General features: G+C 61.4%; 16 protein-coding genes and 1 rRNA gene. 13 read left to right on the top strand and 4 right to left on the bottom strand.

Features of this window, described 5'->3' with window-relative positions; all coding sequences use genetic code 11:
• Positions 1 to 288: 288 nt before the first annotated feature.
• A 5S ribosomal RNA gene (rrf, locus tag SKZ59_RS26850) occupies positions 289 to 401 on the top strand.
• Positions 402 to 461: 60 nt separating this feature from the next.
• Here the strand turns inward: rrf and SKZ59_RS26845 are convergent.
• From SKZ59_RS26845 to SKZ59_RS26830, 4 genes are all read right to left on the bottom strand, one after another.
• Positions 462 to 806: a DUF1840 domain-containing protein gene (locus SKZ59_RS26845; protein ID WP_034749443.1), complete on the bottom strand. Its 345-nt coding sequence runs from the start codon at positions 804 to 806 to the stop codon at positions 462 to 464.
• A gap of 181 nt (positions 807 to 987) precedes the next feature.
• On the bottom strand, positions 988 to 1,533 hold the full coding sequence (locus SKZ59_RS26840; protein WP_219330374.1) for a hypothetical protein: 546 nt from the start codon (positions 1,531 to 1,533) through the stop codon (positions 988 to 990).
• A 64-nt stretch (positions 1,534 to 1,597) separates the two neighbouring features.
• Positions 1,598 to 3,118 (bottom strand): YifB family Mg chelatase-like AAA ATPase, encoded by a 1,521-nt coding sequence (locus SKZ59_RS26835; protein WP_319993454.1) that lies wholly within the window; start codon positions 3,116 to 3,118, stop codon positions 1,598 to 1,600.
• Positions 3,119 to 3,229: 111 nt separating this feature from the next.
• Positions 3,230 to 3,478, bottom strand: coding sequence for an accessory factor UbiK family protein (locus SKZ59_RS26830; protein ID WP_034749434.1), 249 nt, complete (start codon positions 3,476 to 3,478; stop codon positions 3,230 to 3,232).
• 270 nt (positions 3,479 to 3,748) lie between these two features.
• Between SKZ59_RS26830 and SKZ59_RS26825 the strand changes: the two genes are divergently transcribed.
• The 12 genes from SKZ59_RS26825 (at position 3,749) to SKZ59_RS26770 (ending at position 15,619) form a co-directional block, all read left to right on the top strand.
• Complete coding sequence (locus SKZ59_RS26825; RefSeq protein ID WP_034749431.1) at positions 3,749 to 4,516, top strand: TorF family putative porin; 768 nt, start codon at positions 3,749 to 3,751, stop codon at positions 4,514 to 4,516.
• 11 nt (positions 4,517 to 4,527) lie between these two features.
• Complete coding sequence (locus tag SKZ59_RS26820; protein ID WP_010393464.1) at positions 4,528 to 4,866, top strand: P-II family nitrogen regulator; 339 nt, start codon at positions 4,528 to 4,530, stop codon at positions 4,864 to 4,866.
• Positions 4,867 to 4,877: 11 nt separating this feature from the next.
• Entirely contained in the window at positions 4,878 to 6,413 is a 1,536-nt protein-coding gene (locus tag SKZ59_RS26815) for an ammonium transporter (protein WP_034749427.1), read from the top strand.
• A gap of 203 nt (positions 6,414 to 6,616) precedes the next feature.
• On the top strand, positions 6,617 to 7,915 hold the full coding sequence (gshA, locus tag SKZ59_RS26810) for a glutamate--cysteine ligase (protein ID WP_034749425.1): 1,299 nt from the start codon (positions 6,617 to 6,619) through the stop codon (positions 7,913 to 7,915).
• A gap of 97 nt (positions 7,916 to 8,012) precedes the next feature.
• On the top strand, positions 8,013 to 8,963 hold the full coding sequence (gene gshB / locus SKZ59_RS26805; RefSeq protein ID WP_219330372.1) for a glutathione synthase: 951 nt from the start codon (positions 8,013 to 8,015) through the stop codon (positions 8,961 to 8,963).
• Positions 8,964 to 8,983: 20 nt separating this feature from the next.
• Positions 8,984 to 9,388 (top strand): PTS sugar transporter subunit IIA, encoded by a 405-nt coding sequence (locus SKZ59_RS26800; RefSeq protein ID WP_034749419.1) that lies wholly within the window; start codon positions 8,984 to 8,986, stop codon positions 9,386 to 9,388.
• A 90-nt stretch (positions 9,389 to 9,478) separates the two neighbouring features.
• The gene (locus tag SKZ59_RS26795; RefSeq protein ID WP_034749416.1) at positions 9,479 to 9,748 is read left to right on the top strand and encodes an HPr family phosphocarrier protein; all 270 of its coding nucleotides are present in this window, start codon (positions 9,479 to 9,481) and stop codon (positions 9,746 to 9,748) included.
• Between the two features lie 44 nt (positions 9,749 to 9,792).
• On the top strand, positions 9,793 to 11,535 hold the full coding sequence (gene ptsP / locus SKZ59_RS26790; protein WP_219330371.1) for a phosphoenolpyruvate--protein phosphotransferase: 1,743 nt from the start codon (positions 9,793 to 9,795) through the stop codon (positions 11,533 to 11,535).
• Positions 11,536 to 11,669: 134 nt separating this feature from the next.
• Positions 11,670 to 12,869, top strand: a complete 1,200-nt coding sequence (gene metX, locus SKZ59_RS26785) for a homoserine O-succinyltransferase MetX (RefSeq protein ID WP_072456630.1) — start codon at positions 11,670 to 11,672, stop codon at positions 12,867 to 12,869.
• A complete protein-coding gene (gene metW, locus SKZ59_RS26780) occupies positions 12,866 to 13,477 on the top strand; it encodes a methionine biosynthesis protein MetW (protein WP_319993453.1) in 612 nt (203 codons plus the stop codon). Before metX ends, metW begins: the two co-directional genes overlap by 4 nt.
• Complete coding sequence (locus tag SKZ59_RS26775; protein ID WP_034749407.1) at positions 13,477 to 14,736, top strand: AmpG family muropeptide MFS transporter; 1,260 nt, start codon at positions 13,477 to 13,479, stop codon at positions 14,734 to 14,736. The genes metW and SKZ59_RS26775 overlap by 1 nt, the downstream gene beginning before the upstream one ends.
• Positions 14,717 to 15,619, top strand: coding sequence for a M48 family metallopeptidase (locus tag SKZ59_RS26770; protein ID WP_034749404.1), 903 nt, complete (start codon positions 14,717 to 14,719; stop codon positions 15,617 to 15,619). The genes SKZ59_RS26775 and SKZ59_RS26770 overlap by 20 nt, the downstream gene beginning before the upstream one ends.

Below are 15,619 nucleotides of genomic sequence, written 5' to 3'. Positions count from 1 at the left end.
TCGCAGTAGAGAAAAACCCGTCAAGCAATTGGCGGGTTTTTTTTCGTCTGGTGGTTTTGTTTGGCGCCGCGGGTGTTTGTCGGCTTACGCGCGCAGCGCTAAGCCGACCTACGTTTATTGGATGGCGGGTAGGTCGGATTAGCGTAGCGTAATCCGACAACATTGTTGACATTCGCGTGGTGATTGCCTGCTACGCGCTTGTGCGTCAAGCCGACCTGGGGTATAATTCGCCTCCTCAGATCAGACGACTTGCTGCCCCGCTGGGAGCAGGTTGTTGAAAAAGTTATGCCTGATGACCATAGCAAGTTGGTACCACCCCTTCCCATCCCGAACAGGACCGTGAAACAACTTTGCGCCGATGATAGTGCTGCAACCAGTGTGAAAGTAGGTTATCGTCAGGCTTGTTATATAAAAAACCCCGCTAGGTGCGGGGTTTTTTTTCGTTTGCAGCATTCATCGGATCAGATGCCCCAGGTGATGCTTTCATTTTCCGCCTTGGCCGAGCGCAGCATTTCCATCAGGGGATAGGCGCGCTGCGAGAAATGCACTTTTTGCGCGCGCGCATGGGCACCCGTTTCGCCATCTTCCAGGGTTTCTGGCGTATGCGCGTCGTGTTCGATGTCATTTTCCGGATGCAATTTGCTTTCCGCGACTTCTTTTTCCAGCAGGGCCAGGGCATCGCCCGCTTCGGCTGGCGTGATGACGCCACGCGTGGGGTTCTTGTGCAGAATGTCGAGGATACGCTGGGCATGTTCTTGATACATCAGCACTTCAGGGGAAGATTTGGATTTGAATGAGATCAACATAAGCGCTTTCTGAAACTTGTTGTTAGTGTCGAAACAATATCACGACTTGAAATGTCGCACAGGCCGTCCGTTTGTCCCGGATTGCATATTTGCAAGCCGGATAGGGCCATCTGTTGGACAACGCACGTATTTACAAGAGCTCGCTTATCGTGAAAACACCGGTTTAAGCGATCGTTAAGTCTTAATCCAGTTTCACCGAGTCCATGAAGGTGTCGATGGTGTCACGCGACAGCTTGCTTTCTTCACCGAGAATGATGATCTGGAAGATGCGCTTATCCTGCGCCACAAAACGGCCGACCAGCAAGACAGGCTTGCCTTGCTGCGTGCCTTTGGCCTCAATGCTGAGCGAACTGCGCTGCTGCGTTCCGGCAGCCGTGCTGCTGGCCGCCGAGGCGGATTTTTCGCTGCGCACGGTGCCGTTGATGTTTTTCAGCAGGGCCGTCTGCATGGCGGGCAGGGCTGCTTGCGCCTGTTCTGCGCTGTCGAGCACGGCGCTGCCGATGGCGAAGGTATTGCCATCGACTTCGCTGGCCGTCATGGTCAGGCTGACTTTCTTGCCATCGAGATCGACCTCCCGCGTCAGCACGGCGGGCTTGCCTGGAAACAAGGCCGTGAACTGGGCGTCGGGGCTGCGATAGTCGCGCCAGTCGAACTTCGGGCTGCAGGCGGACAGGACGCTGGCGGCCGCGAGCGTAGCCAGAAAGAGGGCAATTGATGGTTTTTTCATCAGCAGATGGTAGCAGCGCCGCCCATCACGCGCAATCGTGCACGCGTGGCGTTCGCTGGCTGCCTTATATTTCACGCAGCACGCGCCGGTACTGGATCGCTTCGGCGACATGCGCCTGCGTGATGCCGGGGCTGTCCGCCAGGTCCGCGATACTGCGCGCCACGCGCAATACCCGGTGATAGGTGCGCGCCGACCAGTGCAGTCGCGCCATGGCGCCATGCAGCAGCTGTTCACCATGCGTTTCCAGGCGACAATGTTGTTCGATTTCCGTGCTGCTCAGGCGCTGGTTCGCTTTGCCCTGGCGTGCCAGCTGCAGGGCAAAGGCTGCCGCGACCCGCGTGGCAATAGCTTGCGTGCTTTCGCCGGCGCCTGCGTGCCGCCCCAGCGCCGCCGGCGGCATGGCGGCCACTTCAACCTGCAGGTCGATACGGTCGAGTAGCGGACCGGACAGGCGGCTGTGATAACGGAGCACGGCGTCCGGCGTGCAGCGGCAGCGTCCCGAAGCATGGCCCAGATAACCGCAGGGGCAGGGATTCATGGCGGCGATCAACTGGAAGCGAGCAGGAAACTCGGCCTGGCGGGCCGCGCGTGAAATGCTGATCACGCCCGATTCCATGGGCTGGCGCAGCACATCGAGCACCCGGCGCTGGAATTCGGCGATTTCATCGAGAAACAGCACGCCGCAGTGGGCCAGCGAGATTTCTCCCGGGCGCGGCACGTTGCCGCCGCCCACCAGGGCCACGCCGGATGCCGTCTGGTGCGGGGCACGGTAGGGGCGCCGTTTCCAGTGTTCCACCTTGAAGAGGCCGCCCAGCGAATGCACGGCGGCCGATTCCAGCGCCTCTTCGTCGCTCATGGGCGGCAGCACGCCGGGGAAGCGGCTGGCCAGCATGGTCTTGCCCGCGCCCGGCGGCCCCACCATCAGGACGTTATGGCCACCCGCGGCCGCCACTTCCAGTGCGCGGCGCGCCTGCTGCTGTCCTTGCACGTCGGCAAAGTCCGGATACGCAAAATCGGGTACGGCCAGCATGGGCTGGTGGCGTTGCAGGACGGTCCGGCTGGCGTGCGCGGCAAAATGCGCGCAGACCTCGAGCAGGCTGTGGGCAGGATAGATGCAGGCATCGCTGACGAGAGCCGCTTCGTCTGCGTTCGCCTGCGGCAGGATGAAGGCGCGTGGCGCGCCCGGCTGGCTGCGCTGCATGGCAAAGGTCATTGCCAGCGCGCCGCGGATAGGGCGCAACTGGCCCGACAGCGACAGTTCGCCCGCGAATTCGTAGTGGTGTAATTGGTCGCCCGGCAACTGGCCGGACGCGGCCAGGATGCCCAGCGCGATGGGCAGGTCGAAGCGCCCCGATTCCTTGGGCAAGTCCGCCGGCGCCAGATTGGCCGTGATGCGCCGCGCCGGCATTTCAAAGCCGCAGTTTTGCAGCGCGGCACGGACGCGGTCGCGCGATTCCTTCACTTCCGTATCCGGCAGGCCGACAATCGTAAACGAAGGCAAGCCATTGGCAAGGTGGACTTCAACACTTACCTCGGGCGCTTCCATGCCGGCCAGGGCGCGGCTTTTCAGGACGGCCAGACTCATCAGACTCCCCTGTGGCGCGGGCGCGGGCAGGATCAGTCTAGCGCGTGAAACGCCGTCAAGCTTGAGCTATGCCAGCAAGGCCGTCAATAACGGAGCCTTGCTGGCCGCACTTTACGCCTTGGTGTCGTTCAGGCGCGTTTCCAGCTCGATCAGGCGCAGTTCCAGTGCGTCCAGCTTGGCGCGGGTCTTGGCCAGCACTTGCGCCTGGATATCGAATTCCTCGCGCGTGACGAGGTCGAGGCGGGCGAAGCCCTGGGTCATCATCGATTTCACGTTTTTCTCGATATCCTTGGCAGGCGAGTTTTCGATGGCTTGATGGATCTTGCCTTGCAAGTCGTTAAAGAAGGTATTCATGTCCATGGTCAGTCCTTTTATGGTGCGGCCTGTGCATCGCACCATTGCGGTGCACAGCGGCGTTAATCTGGTGCGAAACTGGGCAAATTCACAATGCTTCAGCAGCCCGTACCCGCATGCCCAGAGGCTTGCAGGGTATGTATGGCCGGAAACGCACCTGTCAAGGTGGCAAGAGAGCTGGCACGTATTCTGCTAAAGAAGGTATGAACGCTTTGTGATCTCCAGCCAAGATTTTAAACCTCAACCGCTTTAAAAGTTCAATAAAAGGGAATCGCCATGAAGAATCTGTCCAAGAACATGACTTTAGCTGCAGCGTTGACGCTGGCCATGGCCGCCTTGTGCGGTAGCGCCATGGCCCAGGATGCAGTGGCGGCGCCTGCTGCAGCCGAAGCCGTACCTGATAACGTGGTGAGCTACAACGTGGCGCTGACCAGCGACTACCGTTACCGCGGCATCTCGCAAAGCCGCTTGAAACCGGCCATCAGCGGCGGTGCCGACTATACCCACAACCCGACGGGTTTGTACGTCGGCACCTGGCTGTCGAGCATCAAATGGATCAAGGACGGCGGCGGCGATACCAACCTGGAATGGGACATCTACGGCGGCAAACGGGGCGAGATCAGCAAGGATTTTACCTATGACGTAGGCGGCCTGTACTACTTCTATCCCTCGAATGGGCTGAGCACCAATGCCAACACCTTCGAGCTGTATGGCCAGCTCGGCTATGGCCCGGCCTACATCAAGTACTCGCACTCGACCACCAATCTGTTCGGCGTGGCCGACAGCAAGAACAGCGGCTACCTCGACGTGGGCGCGAATATCGATGTGCACGAAGGCTATCTGCTGAACCTGCATGTGGGCCGCCAGAAAGTCGAGCACAACGATTCCCTCAGCTACACCGATTACAAACTGGGCGTCACCAAGGATTTTGGCATGGCAACAGTCGCCCTGGCCTATGTCAAAGCCAACATCACGTCGCTGGCACCGAATGGCAAGAATCTGGCGAAATCCGGTCTCGTGCTGACCGTATCCAAAACCTTTTAAGCGAGACTGCCATGAAAATGATTACTGCAATCATTAAACCGTTCAAACTGGACGAAGTACGCGAAGCCTTGTCGGCTATCAATGTGCAAGGCATTACCGTTACCGAAGTCAAAGGTTTCGGCCGCCAGAAAGGTCACACGGAACTCTACCGTGGAGCCGAGTATGTCGTCGACTTCTTGCCAAAAACCAAAATCGAAGCGGCCGTCGATGACGCCATTGTCGACCAGGCCATCGAAGCGATCGAAGGTGCCGCGCGTACCGGTAAAATCGGCGATGGCAAGATTTTCGTCTACAACCTGGAACAAGTCATCCGCATCCGTACCGGTGAAACCGGCAACGAAGCGCTCTAAGGGGAATATTGATGCGTAAAAATATAACAAAATTGCTAGCTGGGTTTGCCTGTCTGTGTGCGTTTGGCGTCGCCGCGCCGAGCTTTGCCGATGCCCCCGCCAAGACGGAGGCGGCCACGACTTCGGCCGTCGCCGCTCCCGCCGTCACGCCGGTGCCTGACGCAGCAGCTCCGGCCGCCGCTCCGGCCCCGGCCGCCGCCGCGCCAGCCGCCGCGCCCGTTGCCAACAAGGGCGATACCAGCTTCATGATGATCAGCACCCTGCTGGTGATCCTGATGACCATCCCCGGCCTGGCCCTGTTCTACGGCGGCCTGGTGCGCTCGAAGAACATGCTGTCGGTGCTGATGCAAGTGTTCATGGTGTTCGCGCTGGTCATCGTGCTGTGGTGTATCTACGGCTACTCGATCGCCTTCACGGAAAAAACCGCCTTCTTCGGTGGCTTCGACCGCCTGTTCCTGAACGGTATCTGGGATCCGGCCAAGGGCACGTTTGCCGCCGCCGCCACCTTCAGCAAGGGCGTCGTCATTCCCGAGTTCGTCTTTGTCGCCTTCCAGGGCACGTTTGCCGCCATCACCTGCGCGCTGATCGTCGGCGCCTTTGCCGAGCGCGCCAAGTTTTCCGCCGTGCTGGCCTTCGTCGTGCTGTGGTTCACGTTCGCCTACCTGCCAGCGGCCCACATGGTGTGGTTCTGGACCGGTCCTGACCTGATCACCAACGCCGCCACTTCGGCCAGCGAAGCCCTGAAGGCTGGCTGGATCTGGCAAAAAGGCGCGCTGGACTTCGCCGGCGGCACCGTGGTGCACATCAATGCCGCCGTCGCCGGTCTGGTGGGCGCGATCATGATCGGCAAGCGCGTCGGCTACGGCCGCGAATCGATGGCGCCGCACTCGCTGACCATGACCATGATCGGTGCGTCGCTGCTGTGGGTGGGCTGGTTCGGTTTCAATGCCGGTTCCTCGCTGGAAGCGGGCGACGTGGCTGCGCTGGCCTTCGTCAATACGCTGTTGGCCACTGCCGCCGCTACCCTGTCGTGGGTATTTGGCGAGTGGATCAGCAAAGGCAAGCCATCGATGCTCGGTGGCGCATCGGGTGCCGTGGCCGGCCTGGTGGCGATCACCCCGGCGGCCGGCTTTGTCGGCCCGATGGGCGGCCTGGTCATCGGCTTGCTGGCCGGTGTCGTCTGCCTGTGGGGCGTGAACGGCCTGAAACGCCTGATCGGCGCTGACGATTCGCTCGACGTGTTCGGCGTGCATGGCGTGGGCGGTATCCTCGGTGCCTTGCTGACGGGCGTGTTTGCTGCACCACAATTGGGCGGCCAGGGCATCTTCGACTATGTCACCAACAAGATGTCGGCGGATCCGTACTCGATCGGCCACCAGGTGTGGGTGCAAGCGCAAGCGGTCGGCACCACCATCCTCTGGTCTGCCATCATTTCCGTCATCGCCTATAAACTGGTCGACATCGTCATCGGCCTGCGCGTACCGGAAGAAGAAGAGCGCGAAGGCCTCGATATCACCAGCCACGGCGAGCAAGCGTATCATGGCTAAATAATCACTATCTGGCATGCCAGCGTCCCGGCGCGGCATGTCCGGTGGAAAAGGCGCCTCATTGAGGTGCCTTTTTTTCGTTGTGGGATTGTAAAAGGTCTTTAAAACAAGGCTTTTGCCCCGATTTGGGGTACTTACACGGTAATATAGTCGGCAGTTCTGTGTGCTTTTTTGAATACTGCACATAATTTAAGGATGTAACTATGGTTCCCCATCTCGTCACGGCCCTGACCGGACCGCTGCTCGACCTCGAAAAAAAGATTCTGGCCGCGACGCCGGCCATTGAGCGCTGGTTTCGCATGGAGTGGCAAGAGCACACGCCGCCCTTCTATTGCTCGGTAGACTTGCGTAACGCCGGCTACAAGCTGGCGCCCGTCGATACCAATCTGTTCCCTGGCGGTTTTCATAACCTGGCCACGGAAATGCTGCCCCTGTCCGTGCAAGCGGCCATGGCCGCCATCGACAAGTATTGCCCGGACGCCCGCAACCTGCTGATCGTGCCGGAATTACACAACACCACGCCGCAGTATCTGCAAAACGTGGCGCGATTGATGCAGATCTTCCGCCAGACGGGGCTGCACGTGCGCTTCGGCTCCTGGTCGCCCGAGATTACCCAGCCGACACCGTTGGCGTTGCCAGATGGCAACATGCTCGTCATCGAGCCCCTCGTGCGCCTGAACAATGGCCGCCGCCTGGGCTTGAAGGATTTCGACCCTTGCACGATTCTGCTGAATAACGACTTGTCGGATGGCATCCCCGATATCTTGCAAAATATTCATGAGCAAAGCTTGCTGCCACCCTTGCATGCGGGCTGGGCCTTGCGCCGCAAGAGCAACCACTACACGGCTTACGATGAAGTGGTGAAAAAATTCGGCAAGATGATCGATGTCGACCCGTGGATGCTCAACCCCTTCCACGCCAAGTGCAGCGATGTGAATTTTCAGGAAGGCGAGGGCGAAGATGCGCTGGCCGCCAGCGTCGACGTGCTGCTGGCCAAGATCCGCAAGAAATACAAGGAATACGGCATCAAGGAAAAGCCGTTCGTCATCGTCAAGCCCGATGCGGGCACGTATGGCACGGGCATCATGACGGTGCGCGACGCCAGCGAAGTGCGCGACCTGTCGCGCAAGCAGCGCGAAAAAATGTCCATCGTCAAGGATGGCCAGCTGGTGACCGACGTGATCATCCAGGAAGGCGTGCCCACGTTTGAAAGCATCAAGGATGCCGTGGCCGAGCCCGTCGTCTACATGATCGACCGTTACGTGGTGGGCGGCTTCTACCGCGTGCATGCTGAAAAAGGCGTGGACCAGAACCTGAACGCGCCCGGCTCGCAGTACGTGCCGCTGGCGTTTGCCCAGCAGCATGCCGTGCCGGATTTGAAGGCCAAGCCGGGCACGGCCGCGCCGAACCGCTTTTATGTGTATGGCGTGGTGGCGCGCCTGGCCTTGCTGGCAGCGTCGCTGGAAATGGAGCGCACGGACCCGAATCCCGAGGTGTATTGATCCGTCAACGAGACTTGCCGGGCGCGGCGACTACCGCGCCTGGCGATCTCGGCTAGAATCAAGCATTCCTTATCCAGGCTCCCCGATTGGACGCACCATGAAAATTGCATTCCTTGCCGACCCGCTGGCAGGCTTCAAGACTTACAAAGACTCCACCTTCGCCATGATGCGCGAGGCGGCCAAACGCGGCCATGCCGTGTATGCCTTCGAACAGAAGGATATGGCGCTGGAAGAGGGCATCGTCACGGCACGGGTCAAACACATCGAGCTGACCGGCGACGAGCACGACTGGTACAAGGTGGTCTCCACCGAAGAAGTGCGCCTGTCTACCTTGGACGCCATCATCGAGCGCAAGGACCCGCCGTTCGACATGGAATACGTGTACGGCACATATCTGCTGGAACTGGCGGAAAAGCAGGGCGCTTGCGTCTTCAACAAGCCGTCCGCCATCCGCGACAACAATGAAAAGCTGGCCATTGCGCAGTTTTCCGAATTCACGTCGCCGACCCTGGTGACGTCGGACGAAGCGCGCCTGCGCGCCTTCCACGCCAAGCACCAGGATGTCATCTTCAAGCCGCTCGACGGCATGGGCGGCACGGGCATCTTCCGCGTCAAGGCCGATGGCCTGAATTTGGGCGCCATCATCGAGACGCTGACGGACAACGGCGCGCAGACCATCATGGCGCAGCGTTTCATCGCCGACATCGTCAAGGGCGACAAGCGCATCCTCGTCATCGGCGGCAAGCCGGTGCCGTTTTCGCTGGCGCGCATCCCGCAGGCGGGCGAAGTGCGGGGCAACCTGGCCGCCGGCGGCACGGGCGTGGCGCAGCCATTGACGGCGCGCGACCTGGAAATCGCAGAAAAGCTGGGCCCGATCCTGGCCGCGCGCGGCCTGATGCTGGTAGGATTGGACGTGATCGGCGACTATCTGACGGAAGTCAATGTCACCAGCCCGACCTGCTTCCAGGAAATCATGCAGCAAACGGGTTTTGACGTGGCGGCCATGTTTGTCGACGCCGTCGAGCATGGCGTTGCGCAAGCGCGGTAGCGCTAGAAGGTGAAATGACTATGGTAGGGATTTTGCTCATGACACATGCACCGCTGGGACAGGCGTTCATCGCCGCCTGCGCGCATGTGTTCCGGGGGCCAACGGAACGGTTTGAAGCCATCGACGTCGTCGCCGACCAGGACCTGATGGAAGTGCAGAAACTGGCGTCGGACGCCATCTGCCGCCTCGACGACGGTTCCGGCGTGCTGGTGATTACCGACGTGAAGGGCGGCACGCCGTCGAACTGCTGCAACAAGCTGGCCGATGCGGGCAGGGTGGAAGTCATCGCCGGCATCAGCCTGCCGATGCTGCTGCGCGCGATCACGTATCGCCGCGACACGCTCGACGTGGTGGTGGAGATGGCGCTGGCCGGTGCGCAAAGCGGCGCCGTGCGCGTCGATAACCGTATTCGCGTGGGCGAGTAGAGAGTGACATGGCCGCCGCCCTGAAGGCGGCGGGTTTTATAGCAGGGCTGGCAACAATGCAGTGCATTCAGGGATAGAGACCATACAAAAATGATTCAAAGAGAACTCGAAATCATCAACAAGCTGGGACTGCACGCACGCGCCTCCGCCAAATTTACCCAGCTCGCCGCCAAGTTCAAGAGCGACGTCTGGCTGACCCGCAACGCGCGCCGCATCAACGCCAAGTCCATCATGGGCGTGATGATGCTGGCCGCCGGCAAGGGCGCGAAAGTGACCCTGGAAGCAGAGGGCGATGATGAGCAGGCATGTGTCGATGCGTTGACCGCCCTGATTAATGACAGGTTTGGCGAAGGCGAGTAATGCCCGCCGAACGCAGCCGCAGCCGCATTCCGACAGGTCAACCCATGGCATCTTTCACGCTCCACGGCATCCCGGTTTCCCGCGGCATCGCCATTGGCCGCGCGCATCTGCTGGCGCCGGCCGCCCTTGACGTCAAACATTACCTGGTCGCCCAGGAGCAGATCGAAGCCGAAGTGCAGCGCCTGCAAAGCGCCATCGCCACCGTCCACAAGGAACTGCAAACCCTGTGGAACGAGCTGCCCAAGGATGCGCCCACGGAGCTGGGCGCCTTCATCGACGTGCATGCGCTCATCTTGTCCGATCCGATGATTTCCGAAGCGCCGCTCGACATCATCCGCAAGCGCCACTACAACGCCGAATGGGCGCTGCTGACGCAGATCGATGAATTGTCGGCCCAGTTCGACGAAATCGAAGACCCGTACCTGCGCGAACGCAAGGCGGACATCCAGCAGGTGGCCGAACGCGTCTTGAAAGTCTTGCTGGGCACGGAGCAGCTGCTGCCCAAGGCCGCGGCCGAAGACGAATTGATGGCGCAGATGATCGTCGTCGCCCACGACATCTCGCCGGCCGACATGCTGCAGTTCCGCGACCGCTCCTTCATCGGTTTCATTACCGACGTGGGCGGACAGAACTCGCACACGGCCATCGTCGCGCGCAGCCTCGATATTCCCGCCGCCGTCGGCATGTCGCAGGCATCGATGCTGATCGACCAGGACGACTGGCTGATCATCGACGGCGACGCCGGCGTGGTCATCGCCAACCCCAGCGCGCTGGTGCTGGAACAGTACCGCGAGCGCCAGGTGGCCATGCAGCGCGCGCGCAAGAAGCTGGGCAAGCTGAAAAAGACGCCGGCCGTGACCAAATGCGGCACGCCCGTCACCCTGCTGGCGAATATCGAATTGCCCGAGGATTGCCCGTTTGCGCTGGAATCGGGCGCCAGCGGCGTGGGCCTGTTCCGTTCCGAATTCCTGTTCATGGGCCGCGCCCACAAGATTCCCACCGAGGACGAGCAGTTCGAGGCCTACCGCAACACGGTGCAGTCGATGAAGGGCCGCGTGGTGACCATCCGCACGCTCGATATCGGCGCCGACAAGCCGCTCGACCAGGCCGACCATACGGCCTTGAATCCCGCGCTGGGCCTGCGCGCCATCCGTTACTGCCTGGCCGAGCCGCAATTGTTCCTGACTCAGCTGCGCGCCATTTTGCGCGCCTCCGCCTTCGGCAAGGTGCGCATCCTGATCCCGATGCTCGCGCATGCGTTCGAGATCGACCAGTCGCTGGCCATGATCGCGCAAGCGAAGGCCAGCCTGCGCGAGGAGGGCATCAAGTTCGACGACGAAGTCGAAGTGGGCGCCATGATCGAGATTCCCGCCGCCGCGCTGGCCTTGCCCATGTTCGTCAAGCGCATGGATTTCCTGTCGATCGGCACGAATGATCTGATCCAGTACACTTTGGCCATCGACCGGGTCGACTACGAAGTGGCGCATTTGTACAATCCGCTGCACCCGGCCGTGCTGCAACTGATCTCCATGACGATCGCCGCCGGCCACAAGGCGGGTATCGACGTGGCCGTCTGCGGCGAAATGGCGGGCGACGTGAAGCTCACGCGCCTGTTGCTGGGCATGGGGCTGCGCGAGTTTTCCATGCATCCGGCCCAGCTGTTGGCGGTCAAGCAAGAGATCCTCAACAGCGACCTGGGCCTGATTGCGCCACAAATGCGCAAAATTATGCGTTCCATGGAACCAAATGTGATCGCGGAAGCCGTCCAGCAGCTGCAGCTCATGTAAACTGTCACCTATCAGCATCAGGATACGTCGCGCGCGGCAAGAGGTGTCCTGATGCTAAAGTTGCAGCACCTATCATCGCGGTGCTGCATCGACCATGGCCCGTGGGGCCGCCCCCCTTTTATAAACCGACACACATGTCATCCATTGGAATCGTTTCGCCGCAAACCATGTATTTTGCGCAACCCCTGCAGCTGCAAAGCGGAGCATCGCTGCGGGACTATATGTTGATGTATGAAACCTACGGCACCCTGAACGCCGACAAATCGAACGCGGTGCTGGTCTGCCACGCCCTGAACGCCTCGCACCACGTGGCAGGCGTGTACGCGGACCAGCCGAAGAGCGCAGGCTGGTGGGACAATATGGTCGGTCCCGGCAAGCCGCTCGACACGGACAAATTCTTCGTCATCGGCGTCAACAACCTCGGCTCCTGCTTCGGTTCGACGGGCCCCATGCATACCAATCCCGCCACCGGCAAGCCGTATGGCGCCGCCTTCCCCGTCGTCACGGTGGAAGACTGGGTCAGCGCGCAAGCGCGCCTGGCCGATGAACTGGGCATCACCGAGTTCGCTGCCGTGATGGGGGGATCCCTGGGCGGCATGCAGGCGCTGGCGTGGAGCATCATGTTCCCCGAACGGCTGCGCCACTGCGTGGTGATCGCCTCGACGGCCAAGCTGTCGGCGCAAAACATCGCCTTCAATGACGTGGCGCGCCAGGCCATCCTGTCGGACCCCGATTACCATGGTGGCGACTTCTATGCGCACGGCGTGGTGCCAAAGAACGGCTTGCGCGTGGCGCGCATGGTGGGCCATATCACCTATCTGTCGAATGACGACATGGCGGAAAAATTCGGCCGCAAGCTGCGCGATGCGGCGCAGACGGGCGACTACAAGTTCGGCTTTGGCATCGACTTCGAGATCGAATCGTACCTGCGCTACCAGGGCGACAAGTTCTCCGAATACTTTGACGCCAACACGTATCTCTTGATTACCAAGGCGCTCGATTATTTCGATCCGGCGCGCGCGCATGGCGGCGACCTGGCCAAGGCCCTGTCGGGCACGAAGGCCAAGTTCTTCCTCGCCTCGTTTTCCACCGACTGGCGTTTTTCGCCCGAGCGCAGCCGCGAAATCGTCGAGGCGCTCGTCTGCAACCGCCGCCAGGTCACGTATGCCGAGATCGACGCGCCGCACGGCCACGACGCCTTTTTGCTGGAAGACGCGCGCTACATGAACATGGTGCGCGCCTATTATGGCCAGGTTTGGAACGACATCGGGGCGGGCGCGCCTGCCGCCGTACAGAACACCGCCGTCCGCCAGGGCGCGAAGGAGACCGCATGACTTTTGACGAATTGAGCGCGCTGCGCCCCGACCTGGCATTCATCGCCCACTGGGTGCCGAACAACGCGCACGTGCTGGACGTGGGCTGCGGCGAAGGCGTGATGCTGCAGTACCTGCAAAGCGACAAGGAATGCAGCGGCTACGGCATCGAGATCGCCGACGACAAGGTGCTGACCAGCACCCGCCGTGGCGTGAACGTGATCCAGCAGGACATGGAAAAGGGCCTGTCGATTTTTGGCGACAACAGCTTCGACACGGTGCTGTGCCTGTCGTCGCTGCAGATGATGAAGCAGGTCGAGCCGCTGCTGCGCGACATCGTGCGCGTGGGCGCCGAGGCCATCGTCTCCTTCCCCAACTTCGCCTACTGGCCGCACCGCGTGGCGCTGCTCAAAGGCCGCATGCCCGTGTCGAAATCGCTGCCGTACCAGTGGTACGACACGCCGAACGTGCGCTGCGCCACCATCAACGACTTCCGCGAACTGGCCGAGGAATGCGGCCTGGAAGTGATCGAATGCGTGGCCCTGGCCGAAGGCAAGATGGTCTCCGTGCTGCCGAACCTGCGCGGCGACCTGGCCGTCTTCCGCCTGCGTAAAAAAGCGGTGCATTGATGAGCAAAAGCCCGGCGCCTGGCTGGCGTTCCTATGCCAACGGCCGCATGCTGGCCGTGCTGGTGCTGGGCTTCAGTTCCGGCCTGCCCCTGTTCATCCTGCTGTACCTGCTGCAGGCATGGCTGGCCAAGTCGGGCTTGAACGTCAAGGCGCTGGGGCTGTTTGCGCTGGTGCAGTTCCCGTACATCTGGAAATTCCTGTGGGCGCCCCTGATGGACCGCTACCGCATCCTGGGACTGGGACGGCGGCGCGGCTGGATGGCGCTGACGCAAGTGGCGCTGTTCTTTGCCATCGGCGGCATGGGCATGCTGGACCCGCTCACGCAGATCGGCCTGATCGCGGCGGCTGCCGGCGGCGTGGCCTTCCTGTCTGCCAGCCAGGACATCGTCATCGACGCCTACCGGCGTGAAATCCTCAGTGACAACGAGCAGGGCCTGGGCGCCGCCGTCATCGTCAACGCGTATAAAGTGGCGGGCATGGTGCCGGGCGCGCTGTCGCTGATCCTGGCCGACCGCATGCCGTGGCAACCCGTCTTCTGGATCACGGCCGCCTTCATGCTGCCGGGGTTTGTCTGCACCCTGCTGATCAAGGAGCCGACCGTGTACGGCTCGCCGCCGAAGACCATGCGCGAAGCGATCATTCTGCCGTTCCAGGAATTCATCGCGCGCGATGGCTGGCGTAACGCAATGTGGATACTCGCCTTCGTACTACTCTACAAAATCGGCGACAGCATGGCCACGGCGCTGGCGACGAAGTTCTATCTGGACCTGGGTTTTTCCATGACGCAGATCGGCCTGGCCGCCAACACCACGGGTTTCTGGGCCAGCCTGGCCGGTGGCGTGGTCGGCGGCATATGGATGCTCAAGCTGGGCATCAACCGGGGCCTGTGGGTGTTTGGCGCGCTGCAGGCGGTCGCCATTCTCGGATTCGCCTGGCTGGCGCAGGTGGGGCCGAATACCATGCTGCTCAGCGCCGTGATCGGTTTTGAAGCCTTTGCCAGCCTGGGCCTGGGCGCGGCTGCCTTTGTCGCGTTCCTGTCGCGCAGCACGGACCCGCGCTACACTGCCACGCAATATGCCTTGTTTTCCAGCCTCAGCGCCGTGCCGCGCACCCTGATCAATGCCTCGGTGGGCTTTCTGGTCGCCGAGCTGGGCTGGTTCTCGTTTTTCATCGTGTGCTTCTTCCTGGCCTTCCCGGCCATGATGATGCTGCCTAAAATCGCTCCATGGAGGTCTGCCAATGGCACCAATATCCCTTAAACGTTACGCCGTCCTGGCCAGCCTGTGCGCGGCCACCGCGCTGTCGTCCCTGTCCGCCCACGCCCAGCAGGCGACGGTCCAGGATGGCATCAAGGTACGCCCCCTGTCGACTTCGCGCATCTTTGCCGGCGGCGCCGACTTCAATGAACAATCGAAGCAGCAATATACGCAGCTGGTCAACGAGGCGAAGGAAAAAAATGCGCTGGTGCCCGACAGCGATCCGCAAGTGAAACGCCTGCGTGCCATCGCCCAGCGCATTATCCCGTTCGCCACGCGCTGGAACGAGGCGTCGGCCAACTGGAACTGGCAGGTCAACCTGCTCAATTCCGACCAGGTCAATGCCTTTTGCATGCCGGGCGGGCAGATCGCTTTTTACAGCGGCATCATCACCAAGCTGAATCTGACCGACGACGAAGTGGCCATCGTCATGGGCCATGAGATTTCGCACGCCTTGCGCGAGCACTCGCAGGCGCAGGCCGGCAAGGGCAACCTGGCCGCCGTCGGTGCCAAGCTGGCCGGTGCCGGCCTGTCGGCCTGGCTCGGCGTCGATCCGAGCATCACCAGTACCGCCACGAATATGGCGGCGCAGGGCGTGATGCTGAAATTTTCGCGCGACGATGAACGCGAGGCGGACCTGATCGGCATGGACCTGGCCGCGCGCGCCGGCTTCGACCCGCGCGCCGGCGTCATCCTGTGGCAGAAAATGGCGGCCGTGAGCAAGGGCGCGCCGCCGGAATTCCTCTCGACGCACCCGTCGGGCAAGGACCGGATCTCGCAGATGAACAGCCACATGGCGCAAGTGCTGCCGCTGTACGCGCGCAGCAAGGGCGTCAGCGTCGACGCTTTGCCGCCTTACCGCAGCAACGCCATCGCGCAGCGCTAG

This window comes from Janthinobacterium sp. GMG2, from assembly GCF_033949445.1.
GTDB classification, from domain to species: domain Bacteria; phylum Pseudomonadota; class Gammaproteobacteria; order Burkholderiales; family Burkholderiaceae_D; genus Janthinobacterium; species Janthinobacterium aestuarii.
This window is presented reverse-complemented; position numbering and strand designations above follow the sequence as displayed.

Bases quoted from the DNA above. Each gene is read 5' to 3' on its own strand.
- ptsP (WP_219330371.1), top strand. From the start codon at position 9,793: ATGGCATCTTTCACGCTCCACGGCATCCCGGTTTCCCGCGGCATCGCC.
- SKZ59_RS26830 (WP_034749434.1), bottom strand. From the start codon at position 3,478: ATGGACATGAATACCTTCTTTAACGACTTGCAAGGCAAGATCCATCAA.
- SKZ59_RS26825 (WP_034749431.1), top strand. From the start codon at position 3,749: ATGAAGAATCTGTCCAAGAACATGACTTTAGCTGCAGCGTTGACGCTG.
- SKZ59_RS26770 (WP_034749404.1), top strand. From the start codon at position 14,717: ATGGCACCAATATCCCTTAAACGTTACGCCGTCCTGGCCAGCCTGTGC.
- metW (WP_319993453.1), top strand. From the start codon at position 12,866: ATGACTTTTGACGAATTGAGCGCGCTGCGCCCCGACCTGGCATTCATC.
- SKZ59_RS26840 (WP_219330374.1), bottom strand. From the start codon at position 1,533: ATGAAAAAACCATCAATTGCCCTCTTTCTGGCTACGCTCGCGGCCGCC.
- SKZ59_RS26800 (WP_034749419.1), top strand. From the start codon at position 8,984: ATGGTAGGGATTTTGCTCATGACACATGCACCGCTGGGACAGGCGTTC.
- metX (WP_072456630.1), top strand. From the start codon at position 11,670: ATGTCATCCATTGGAATCGTTTCGCCGCAAACCATGTATTTTGCGCAA.
- SKZ59_RS26795 (WP_034749416.1), top strand. From the start codon at position 9,479: ATGATTCAAAGAGAACTCGAAATCATCAACAAGCTGGGACTGCACGCA.
- SKZ59_RS26775 (WP_034749407.1), top strand. From the start codon at position 13,477: ATGAGCAAAAGCCCGGCGCCTGGCTGGCGTTCCTATGCCAACGGCCGC.
- gshB (WP_219330372.1), top strand. From the start codon at position 8,013: ATGAAAATTGCATTCCTTGCCGACCCGCTGGCAGGCTTCAAGACTTAC.
- SKZ59_RS26845 (WP_034749443.1), bottom strand. From the start codon at position 806: ATGTTGATCTCATTCAAATCCAAATCTTCCCCTGAAGTGCTGATGTAT.
- SKZ59_RS26815 (WP_034749427.1), top strand. From the start codon at position 4,878: ATGCGTAAAAATATAACAAAATTGCTAGCTGGGTTTGCCTGTCTGTGT.
- SKZ59_RS26835 (WP_319993454.1), bottom strand. From the start codon at position 3,118: ATGAGTCTGGCCGTCCTGAAAAGCCGCGCCCTGGCCGGCATGGAAGCG.
- gshA (WP_034749425.1), top strand. From the start codon at position 6,617: ATGGTTCCCCATCTCGTCACGGCCCTGACCGGACCGCTGCTCGACCTC.
- SKZ59_RS26820 (WP_010393464.1), top strand. From the start codon at position 4,528: ATGAAAATGATTACTGCAATCATTAAACCGTTCAAACTGGACGAAGTA.